Raw genomic sequence first — 9,012 nt, forward strand, 5'->3', positions numbered from 1 at the left:
GACCGGCGCGATCGCCGGCGCAGCGTTGTCGGCCGGCAGGATGGCGGTGTGCTCGCCCTGCGGCTCCAATCGGATCGTCGGCGAATCCGCCGGGATCGGCAGGCTGTCGCCGTTCGTGCCTTCGATGAGGCGCAGGTCGTGGCATTGCCAGCGCCCCTGCTTGTCGATGCTGACCGGCACGGGCTCGAAGCGTTCGCGATCGATATGGCGCAGGACGGAGGCCGCCGATTTCAGCGACACCTCGTGCTCGCCCGACTTTCCGCCGTAGAGCACGGCGACGCGCGTTTTCCGGTTCATGATCCGAGGGTCCGAGAGGCTGGAGGAGAAGTGTGGACGAGGCGGTGACAGGATGTCGCCGAGCGATGGGGCGAGATTCGGGCGGGAGGATCAGGCGGCGCGCGGCTTCGCCTTGGGCTCGGGCAGGGCGGCGAGCGTGTCCATCACGCGCTCGGCCGGCAGCGTGATCGTGACCTCGGTGCCGGCGCGCGGCCTGGACTTCAGGTGGAAGCCGCCGCCATGCAGGTCGATCAGCCCCTTGACGATCGGCAGGCCTAGCCCCGAGCCCTGCTCGGCCGTCTTGATCGCGAGCGAACCGCGCCCGAAGCTCTGCATCACGATCGGGATCTCGTTCTCGGGGATGCCGGGGCCGGTATCGCTGACCGAGACGTACTGCCCGCCGGTCGCGGTCCAGCCGACCTTGATCGTGATCTCGCCGCCCTGGGGCGTGAACTTGATCGCGTTCGAGAGCACGTTGAGCACGGCCTGCCGGATGGCGCGTTCGTCGGCCCAGACGCGCGGCAATTGCGGCTCCGCCAGCGCGCGGATGCTCTGGCCCTTGGCCTTGGCGCGCAAGGCGAGCATGTGCTGGCAATCCTCGACGATGCTGGAGAGCGAGAGCGCCTCCTCGTTCAACTCGTATTTGCCGGCCTCGATGCGCGACAGGTCGAGGATCTCGTTGATCAGGTTGAGCAGGTGCTGGCCCGAGCCGTGGATATCGGCCGAGTACTCCTTGTAGGCGGCATTGGCATGCACGCCGAAAATCTCGTTCTTCATCACCTCGGAGAAGCCGAGGATGGCGTTCAGCGGCGTGCGCAGCTCGTGGCTCATCGTCGCCAGGAAGCGCGACTTGGCGAGATTGGCCTCTTCCGCCTTGCGGCGGGCCTCGTCCGAATTGGCGTTGGCGGTTTCGAGTTCCGCGATCAGAGCGTCCTTCTCGGCGCGGAAGGTGATCGAGGCGACCGAGCTGCCATAAAGCCGGTTCGCCAGGAAGATGAAGAAGAGCTGGGCCGAGGCCGCCATCAGCGCCATGGTGACGCTGTCCATGTCGCGCCGGTCCCAGAAGAAGACCATGATCCCGACGATGATCGGCGTCAGCCCGGCATAGACCGCCATCGGGATCGTCGCCGAGAGCATGACGGTGAGCGCGCTCACGATCAGCAATGCCGTGGTGACGAAGACCTTGGCGCCGGGCGCGTCGACCGGAACGAAGAGCAGCAGCAGAAGCGACCAGGCCAGGCCGTGCACGCCCTCGGCGGCGGCGAAGAGCCGGCGCCAGAGCTTCAGCCGGACCTCGTCGGGGGGCTTCGCGAGGAAGCGCCGTGCCGTCAGCACGATGATCATCGCCGTGAGCAGCACCGCCCCGCTCCAGACCGCGACGATCGGGGTCGGCAGCCAGAGGCAGGCACCGGCGGCGATGCTGAGCACGAGAACCAGCGTGCCCGCGGTGCCCGCGATGCGGTATTGCGCGAAGACGCGCAGCAATTCGTTGTCGAAGGCGCGCTCCAACCCCGTCGAGGAGGTCAGCCGCTCGCGCGCGGATTTGACCTCGCGCGTGACCAGCTTGCGGCGGGCCACGGCCGAGGGGTCGGGTCCGCGCCCGCGCTGCACCTGTTCGGCCGTCACTTCCGCCATGATCGGGAGCGTGTATCCTCGTTCGGCCGCTGCGGCATGCAGGGGCCGGCTCGCCATCATGGACACCAAATCGTTAAGCTCTTCCTGATGGCACCTCTCGGATTCGGTCGCTCACGCTATGGACCCTTCGGCTGGCGCCGTGTCGGCCGGCCGGTCGACTTTGTCGTGGCTCTCGGCCTGCTCGGCTTCCTCGGCCTCGCCGGCGCGATCCTGCAATACCGCCTCGGCCCGGCGCGGGAGCTCGTCGGCGCGGCCCAGGCGATCGACGGCGATTCGGTGCGGCTGCTCGGCGAGGAGCTCCGGCTGGAGGGAATCGACGCGCCCGAATACCGCCAGAGCTGCACGGCGCGCGACGGCAGGCCGGTCGCCTGCGGGCGCGAGGCGCGGCGCGCCCTGCAGGCCATGCTGGCGCGCGGCATCACGCATTGCGAGATCGGCAAGGCCGACCGCTACGGCCGCGGCCTCGCCCGCTGCCGGCAGGGCGACACCGATATCAACGCGTCGCTGGTGCGCGAGGGGCATGCGGTCTCCTACGGTGCGTATCGCGCCGAGGAGGACGAGGCGCGCGCCGCCGGCCGGGGCATCTGGGCGACGCAGTTCGAGCGCCCGGAAGCGTGGCGCCGCAGCCATCCGCGCTGAGGCTTTCCGCCATGCTCGCGTCATGAAGCGCCGGCAATCCGGTTGACCTTCCGGCGTGGGCCGTGATCGGGTACGGCGGAAGACGGAGAGGATCTGATGAAGCTCTATGACGGCGGTCGGGCGCCGAATCCACGGCGGGTCCGCATCTTCTTCGCGGAGAAGGGAGTGGCGCTGCCGGAGCTCGTGCCGGTGGACATCGCCAAAAAGGAACACAAGACCGAGGCTTTCACCCGGATCAACCCCGCCCAGCGCCTGCCCGTCCTCGAGCTCGACGACGGCACGGCGCTCGCCGAGACCATCGCCATCTGCCGCTATATCGAGGCGCTTCACCCACAGCCGGCAATGTTCGGTCGCGATGCCAAGGAGCAGGCAACCATCGAGATGTGGAACCGTCGTGTCGAGCTTGGGCTCTTCGCCAGCGTCGCCGCGGTCTTCCGCCACAGCCATCCCTCGATGGCGGAACTGGAGGATCAGGTGCCGGAATGGGCGGAGGCCAACCGCGACCAGATGGACGACCATCTCTGGCTGCTGGAATTGCAGCTTGCGGCCAACCCCTTCATCTGCGGCGAGGTCCTGACCGTCGCCGACATCACCGCCGGCATCGCCATCGATTTCATGAAGCCGTCGCGCATCCCGCTGCCGGAGGATTTCGTCCATATCCGCCGCTGGCACGGCGAGTTGTCCGGCCGTCCGAGCTGGAAGGTCTGATGCGCCGGTTCGCCCTGGCCCTGCTTGCCGTCCTGGCCCTTCCGTCGCTCGCGCCGGCTGCCGAACGGCTGAGCGGCGAGGCGATCGAGCGCGCTTTCCGCGGCAATACGGTCTCCGGCCGCTATACCAATGGCGGCTTCTTCACGGAATATCACGATCCCAACGGCCAGGCTCTCGGCCATAACGGCTGGCAGGCCAATACCGACGCCTGCTGGATCACCAAGCCGGATCGCATCTGCTATTACTACGGCCCGCCGAGCGACCGCACGGTGCATTGCTTCTCGGTCGAGGTGAGCGGCGATCTCTATGTCCTGCGCAACAGCGGCAACGGCATGGTCAACGCGCTGGCCAAGGTCGAGCTCGGCAATCCCCGCGGTCACACGGATAACGGCACGCCCTGGTATTGCGATGGGTTGATCTCGCGGGCGCCCGGGCCCCCGATGAGCCGCAAGCTGGCGCAGCGCTGATGGTCGGCTGGGCGCGCATCGCGGCTGCCGCTCTTGGCCTGTTGGCCGCCAGCCAGGCCTTGGCCGTGGAGCGATTGACCGGCGACCAGATCAAGCAGCTCTTCGAGGGCAACACCGTCTCGGGCCGCTATTCCGGCAGCAACCTGCCGTTCAGCGAATATCATCACGCCGATGGCCGGGCGAGCGGGCACAACCGCCATGTGACGAACACCGATGCCTGCTGGATCACGACGCCAGATGCCGTCTGCTACTATTACGGACCTCAGGAGAAGCGCCGCACCTATTGCTTCACCATCGAGACCAGCGGCGACCTCATCGTCATCCGCAACCGCCCGAGCGGGCGCATCAACGGCCTTGCCCGTATCGAGAAGGGCGACCCCTACAATTACACCGCGACGAAGTCCGACTGGGTTTGCGACGGCCTGATCTCCCAGGTCCCGGGGCGGTCCCAACTGGCCCGCCGATGAGCGCTGGCGAGACGCTCGACGAGGTTCTGGCGGAGCTGCACGCCTGTCGCATCTGCCGCGATGCGCCGCTTTACCTGCCGCCGCTGCCGCATCAGCCCCGCCCGGTCATCCAGGCTTCCGCGACGGCGCGCATCTGCATCGCCGGCCAGGCACCGGGCACGCGGGTCCATGCCAGCGGCAGGCCCTTCACCGATCCCTCCGGCGTGCGCTTGCGCAACTGGCTCGGCATCGACGAGACGGCCTTCTACGATGCGGCGAAGGTCGCGGTCGTGCCGATGGGGCATTGCTTTCCGGGGCTCGATGCCAAGGGCGGCGACAAGCCGCCGCGGCGGGAATGCGCGCCGATCTGGCGAGCCCGTGTCTTCGCGGCGCTGCCTCGGATCGAGCTCGTCCTGGCGATCGGGCGCTATGCCCAGGGCTGGCATCTCGGCCCCAAGGAGGCCGCCAATCTCTCCGCGACCGTCGCCAACTGGCGCGAAATCCTCGCCCGGCCGGTCTTTCCGCGCATCCTGCCGCTGCCGCACCCGTCCTGGCGCAACAATGCCTGGCTCAAGCGCAATCCGTGGTTCGACGAGGAGCTCGTTCCAGTCCTGCGGCAGGAAGTGGCGCGATTGCTGCGCTGAGCCGGCGGGCTCAGTAACGGAACGGGCTGGAATCGACGCCGCGATTGACCTGGCCGCGAACGCTGACCACCGAGCGGACCTCGCCGAGCCCGGTCTGGCCGCGGCTTTCGAGATAGAGCATGCCGTCGGTCCGGCTACCGGTTCCGGAGTGCGAGCTCTTGCTGAACTCGGCGCGGACTGCCCCGCCAGCCTTGACGCAGAACTGGGAGCCCTCCACCCGGACGAAGCCTGCGCCATATTCGGGACAGGGGCGGGCGGCGGAACTGGCTTTCGGGCCTGGCTTGGCAGGGGCTTCATGCGGCGCGGGCTTCCGCGGCAGCGGCTCGCCGATCGACTGCGCCGAGGCTGCCGTTGCGAGGCCGGTGACGAGCAAGGCAAGAGCGGTGCGGAGCATGGCTTGAATTCCGTGGCGACGGTCCCCGTTACTGAGCCAGCAAGGCGCAGTTATGGCAAGCTCGACCGGTCTGATCGTCATATGGAAAAACCCCGGCTTGCGCCGGGGTGAGTATCCCTCGCGCTACGGCTCCGTTGAATCAGAGCTGGTTCGAAACGCGCGAGCGATCCGGGGACTCTCGGCCCCTCGATCGGCCGGCGCAAGCGCTATCCGCATGATTCTCATTCAGATTTGTCGTGATTTGGCTTTGGAGTTCATGGTTGCGCGATGGATGCAACCTCAGCCCTTCGTTGCGTTACGACAAAAAAGGCCCGGCTTTCACCGGGCCTCCTGTCGATGGGCCGTCGATGATCGGCTCTGGCGCCGGATCGTTCAGCGCGCGCGCGTGCGGACCTGGAAGACGTCGAAGCTGAGCTCGGCGACCTGCCACCAGAGATACTGATCGGAGCGGAAGGCGGCCATGGCCTCGATCGCCTTCTTGAAGTCGGGGTTCTTGGCCGAGATCTCGGCATAGAGCTCGTTCGAGGCCTTCAGGCTCGCTTCCATCACGTCCTGCGGGAACGGGCGCAGCTGCGTGCCCGCGGCGACGAGGCGCTTCAGGGCGGGCGGGTTCACCACGTCGTACTTGGCGGCCATCTGCGTGTTGGCATAGGTGCAGGCGGCGGTCAGTGCGGCCTGGTAGGCCTTCGGCAGGGCGTTCCACTTATCCAGGTTGACGAAGGCGTGAACGGTCGGCCCGCCCTCCCAGAAGCCCGGATAATAGTAGTACGGCGCGACCTTGGCGAAGCCGAGCTTCTCGTCGTCATAGGGGCCGACCCACTCGGCGCCGTCGATCGTGCCCTTTTCGAGCGCCGGATAGATGTCGCCGCCACCGAGCTGCTGCGGCACCAGGCCGAGCTTCTGCAGCACCGAGCCGGCGATGCCGCCGATGCGCATCTTCAGGCCCTGGATATCGGCGACGGACTTGATCTCCTTGCGGAACCAGCCGCCCATCTGCGCGCCGGTATTGCCGCAGGGCAGTCCGTAGATGTTGAACTTCTTGTAGAACTCGTTGAACAGCTCGTTGCCGCCGTTCTGGTACAGCCAGGCGTTCTGCTGGCGGGCATTGAGCCCGAAGGGCACGGAGGCCGCGATCGCGAAGGTCGGGTCCTTGCCGACATAGTAATACGAGACGGTGTGGCACATCTCGACGGTGTTGTTGGTGACCGCGTCGGCCGCCTGCAGCGCCGGGACGATTTCGCCGGCCGCGAAGACCTGGATCTGGAACTTCCCGTCGGTGAGGTCGGAGACCATCTTGGCCATGACCTCGGCGCCGCCATAGATCGTGTCGAGCGACTTCGGGAAGCTCGACGCCAGGCGCCACTTGATCTCCGGATTCGACTGGGCGACGGCCGGCATCGCGACGGCGGTCGCTGCGGCACCGGCCGCGGCGGTCTGGATAAACTGACGACGCTTCATCTAGGCTCTCTCCTCGGATGTCTGGCGGGTGCGGGCGTTTCGAAACAGCTTCTGCCGCCCGGCGTTCGGAATCGGGTTGTAGCGAATGGATTTTCGAAGCGCGAGGGATTTCATCGCCGATTCTTGCGACTTTCGGCTAGTTTTGGCTCCCATCTTGGCGTGTCTCTGCGCGGGTGGTTAAAGCGGGCATGATCGAGACTCAGAATCTCAGCCTGCGCCGCCCGGAAATCGGCGATCTCGACGCCATCCACGCGATGCGCAGCGACCTTGCGGTGGTCCGTTTTCTCGGTGGCCGGGCGCTCAACCGCGAGGAGGCCTGGCACCGGCTGACCCGCATCGTCGGCCATTGGACCCTGCGCGGCTACGGCATGTTCGCGGTCGTCGAGAAGAGCAGCGGTGACCTCATCGGGGAAGTCGGGCTGTTCGACGGCTGCCGGGGGCTGTCTGCGGATTTCGACAATGCGCCGGAAGCGGGATGGATCCTCGCGAGCGCGGCGCATGGCAAGGGCTATGCGGGGGAGGCGGCCGCGGCCGCCCATCGCTGGTTCGCCGCGACCCATGGCGACAGGCGCAGCGTCTGCATCATCGCGCCTGAAAATCTTGCCTCCTTCCGCGTGGCGCAAAAGCTCGGCTACAAGAGCTTCGGACAGGTCGAATATCAGAACGGGCCGGTGGTGATGCTCGAACGCATTCCTGGCTGAACGGGGTGAGGCGGAGGCCGGGATGGATCAGGACAGGCTTGCGAAGCTGCGGCAGCGTTATCTCGGCGCCGGAGGCGGCGATATCCACGATCCGCATTTCGCCAAGGTCGCCGCGGCCCAGTTCACCGGCGACAAGCGCAAATGGCCTTTCGCCGATGTCGCGACCTTCCTCGGTGCCCCCTATTCCCCGGACGCCCTGACGGCCCCCGGCCTCGGAGGCCTCGATGTCGCGATCATCGGCGTGCCGATGGATCTCGGCGTCACCAATCGCGCCGGCGCGCGCCTCGGGCCCCGCGCCGTCCGCGCCATCGAGCGCATGGGGCCGATGGACCATGCCCTGGGCACCGCGCCCTTTACCATGCTCAAGGCCGCTGATATCGGCGATGTGCCGTTCCGCTCGCGCTATTCGCTGGAGAGTTGCCACGAGGATATCGAGGCGACCTTCAGGTCGATCGTCGAAGCCGGCGTCTCGCCGCTCGCGGTCGGTGGCGACCATTCGATCACCTATTCGATTCTGAAGGCGGTGGGGGCGAAACGCCCGGTCGGCATGGTGCATATCGACGCCCATTGCGACACCTCCGGCCCCTATGAGGGCTCGAAATTCCACCATGGCGGCCCGTTCCGTCAGGCCGTGCTCGACGGCGTGCTCGACCCCGAGCGCGTGATCCAGATCGGCATCCGCGGCGGCGCCGAATATCTCTGGGAGTTCTCCTACGAGTCCGGCATGACCGTGATCCATGCCAACGAGGTCGACGATCTCGGCCTCGACGCCGTCATCGCCAAGGCGCTCGCCGTGATCGGCGACGGGCCGACCTATGTCTCCTTCGACGTCGATTCGCTCGATCCGGGCTTCGCGCCGGGCACGGGGACGCCCGAAGTCGGAGGCTTGAGCCCGCGCGAGGCCCTGGCGATCCTGCGGGCGCTGAAGGGACGCGACATCGTGGCGGCGGATGTCGTAGAAGTCGCCCCGCAATACGACGCGACCAGCAATACGGCGCAATGTGCGGCGCAGGTGCTCTTCACCGAGCTTTGCCTGCTGGCCGAAGCGCGGGCCTTGGGAAAAGGAAGACCATGATTCGGATTCGATCGATCGCGCGGATGGCCGCGATAAGCGGGTTCTGCCTGCTGGCCGTGGCAGCTCGCGCCGAGATGCCGGCCAATGGCAAGGCCTATCACGACGCCGCTTTCGCTTCCGTCGAGTCGCTTCTCAGGTTGTATAACGGCAAGCCGACCCCGCCGCGTCTGTCGGACCCGGTCGATGGCAAGGTCATGGCCGATGTCTGGAACGCGCCGGCCATTCTCGGCAAGCCGCCCTATCCCGCCGAGAATCTCGCGGCGCTGCTCGATATCATCGAGAAGCAGGCGCGGGTCCTGCAGGCCTATGCGCTGTTCTCCCCGCAGCCCGGCCGCAAGCCGCCGGACCAGGCCGCGAACGCGGTCGAGTTTCAGGATGAATTGACCCGCGGGCGTGTCTTCCTGCTCCAGGCCGTCGGCGGCGCTTCGTCGGCGCTCAACGACTTCGCCACCAATCTGAAGGAAGCGGACAAGACCGACGCCCGGGTGAAGGGCTTGCGGCAGATGCGGCTCGGCCTTCAGGAGATCGTCGTCGGCTCCGCGCTGGCGCTGCGCGGGACGGGGTTGCGC

At 67.0% G+C, this 9,012-nt stretch carries 11 protein-coding genes and 1 pseudogene; 8 read left to right on the forward strand and 4 right to left on the reverse strand.

What is annotated here, in order from left to right:
- Window positions 1–297, reverse strand: a pseudogene (locus JHD80_RS25630) (D-alanine--D-alanine ligase A); the annotation flags it as partial.
- A 90-nt stretch (window positions 298–387) separates the two neighbouring features.
- Window positions 388–1,911 (reverse strand): sensor histidine kinase, encoded by a 1,524-nt coding sequence (locus tag JHD80_RS25635; RefSeq protein WP_199093185.1) that lies wholly within the window; start codon window positions 1,909–1,911, stop codon window positions 388–390.
- An 87-nt stretch (window positions 1,912–1,998) separates the two neighbouring features.
- Between JHD80_RS25635 and JHD80_RS25640 the strand changes: the two genes are divergently transcribed.
- From JHD80_RS25640 to JHD80_RS25660, 5 genes are all read left to right on the forward strand, one after another.
- On the forward strand, window positions 1,999–2,550 hold the full coding sequence (locus tag JHD80_RS25640; RefSeq protein ID WP_199093187.1) for a thermonuclease family protein: 552 nt from the start codon (window positions 1,999–2,001) through the stop codon (window positions 2,548–2,550).
- A 96-nt stretch (window positions 2,551–2,646) separates the two neighbouring features.
- Window positions 2,647–3,258 carry a glutathione S-transferase family protein gene (locus tag JHD80_RS25645; RefSeq protein ID WP_199093189.1) on the forward strand — a complete coding sequence of 204 codons (612 nt, stop codon included), beginning with the start codon at window positions 2,647–2,649 and terminating at the stop codon, window positions 3,256–3,258.
- A complete protein-coding gene (locus JHD80_RS25650) occupies window positions 3,258–3,725 on the forward strand; it encodes a hypothetical protein (RefSeq protein ID WP_199093191.1) in 468 nt (155 codons plus the stop codon). The genes JHD80_RS25645 and JHD80_RS25650 overlap by 1 nt, the downstream gene beginning before the upstream one ends.
- Window positions 3,725–4,192, forward strand: a complete 468-nt coding sequence (locus JHD80_RS25655; protein ID WP_199093193.1) for a hypothetical protein — start codon at window positions 3,725–3,727, stop codon at window positions 4,190–4,192. Before JHD80_RS25650 ends, JHD80_RS25655 begins: the two co-directional genes overlap by 1 nt.
- Complete coding sequence (locus JHD80_RS25660; protein WP_199093195.1) at window positions 4,189–4,815, forward strand: uracil-DNA glycosylase family protein; 627 nt, start codon at window positions 4,189–4,191, stop codon at window positions 4,813–4,815. Before JHD80_RS25655 ends, JHD80_RS25660 begins: the two co-directional genes overlap by 4 nt.
- Window positions 4,816–4,825: 10 nt before the next feature.
- On the opposite strand, the gene JHD80_RS25665 is transcribed toward JHD80_RS25660, so the two are convergent.
- Both JHD80_RS25665 and JHD80_RS25670 read right to left on the reverse strand, forming a co-directional pair.
- Entirely contained in the window at window positions 4,826–5,209 is a 384-nt protein-coding gene (locus JHD80_RS25665) for a porin family protein (protein ID WP_199093197.1), read from the reverse strand.
- A gap of 372 nt (window positions 5,210–5,581) precedes the next feature.
- Window positions 5,582–6,667, reverse strand: a complete 1,086-nt coding sequence (locus JHD80_RS25670; RefSeq protein WP_199093199.1) for a TRAP transporter substrate-binding protein — start codon at window positions 6,665–6,667, stop codon at window positions 5,582–5,584.
- A 188-nt stretch (window positions 6,668–6,855) separates the two neighbouring features.
- On the opposite strand from JHD80_RS25670, the gene JHD80_RS25675 reads away from it, so the two are divergent.
- The 3 genes from JHD80_RS25675 to JHD80_RS25685 all read left to right on the forward strand — a co-directional run.
- The gene (locus JHD80_RS25675) at window positions 6,856–7,368 is read left to right on the forward strand and encodes a GNAT family N-acetyltransferase (protein ID WP_199093202.1); all 513 of its coding nucleotides are present in this window, start codon (window positions 6,856–6,858) and stop codon (window positions 7,366–7,368) included.
- Window positions 7,369–7,390: 22 nt separating this feature from the next.
- A complete protein-coding gene (speB, locus tag JHD80_RS25680) occupies window positions 7,391–8,443 on the forward strand; it encodes an agmatinase (RefSeq protein ID WP_199093204.1) in 1,053 nt (350 codons plus the stop codon).
- Between the two features lie 23 nt (window positions 8,444–8,466).
- Window positions 8,467–9,012 (forward strand): hypothetical protein (locus tag JHD80_RS25685; RefSeq protein WP_199093206.1); only part of this gene is annotated, 546 nt, incomplete at its 3' end.

This window comes from Allobosea sp. ASV33 (genome assembly GCF_016428755.1).
Classification (GTDB): Bacteria; Pseudomonadota; Alphaproteobacteria; order Rhizobiales; family Beijerinckiaceae; genus Allobosea.

Bases quoted from the DNA above. Each gene is read 5' to 3' on its own strand.
- JHD80_RS25635 (WP_199093185.1), bottom strand. From the start codon at position 1,911: ATGGCGGAAGTGACGGCCGAACAGGTGCAGCGCGGGCGCGGACCCGAC.
- JHD80_RS25640 (WP_199093187.1), top strand. From the start codon at position 1,999: ATGGCACCTCTCGGATTCGGTCGCTCACGCTATGGACCCTTCGGCTGG.
- JHD80_RS25645 (WP_199093189.1), top strand. From the start codon at position 2,647: ATGAAGCTCTATGACGGCGGTCGGGCGCCGAATCCACGGCGGGTCCGC.
- JHD80_RS25650 (WP_199093191.1), top strand. From the start codon at position 3,258: ATGCGCCGGTTCGCCCTGGCCCTGCTTGCCGTCCTGGCCCTTCCGTCG.
- JHD80_RS25655 (WP_199093193.1), top strand. From the start codon at position 3,725: ATGGTCGGCTGGGCGCGCATCGCGGCTGCCGCTCTTGGCCTGTTGGCC.
- JHD80_RS25660 (WP_199093195.1), top strand. From the start codon at position 4,189: ATGAGCGCTGGCGAGACGCTCGACGAGGTTCTGGCGGAGCTGCACGCC.
- JHD80_RS25665 (WP_199093197.1), bottom strand. From the start codon at position 5,209: ATGCTCCGCACCGCTCTTGCCTTGCTCGTCACCGGCCTCGCAACGGCA.
- JHD80_RS25670 (WP_199093199.1), bottom strand. From the start codon at position 6,667: ATGAAGCGTCGTCAGTTTATCCAGACCGCCGCGGCCGGTGCCGCAGCG.
- JHD80_RS25675 (WP_199093202.1), top strand. From the start codon at position 6,856: ATGATCGAGACTCAGAATCTCAGCCTGCGCCGCCCGGAAATCGGCGAT.
- speB (WP_199093204.1), top strand. From the start codon at position 7,391: ATGGATCAGGACAGGCTTGCGAAGCTGCGGCAGCGTTATCTCGGCGCC.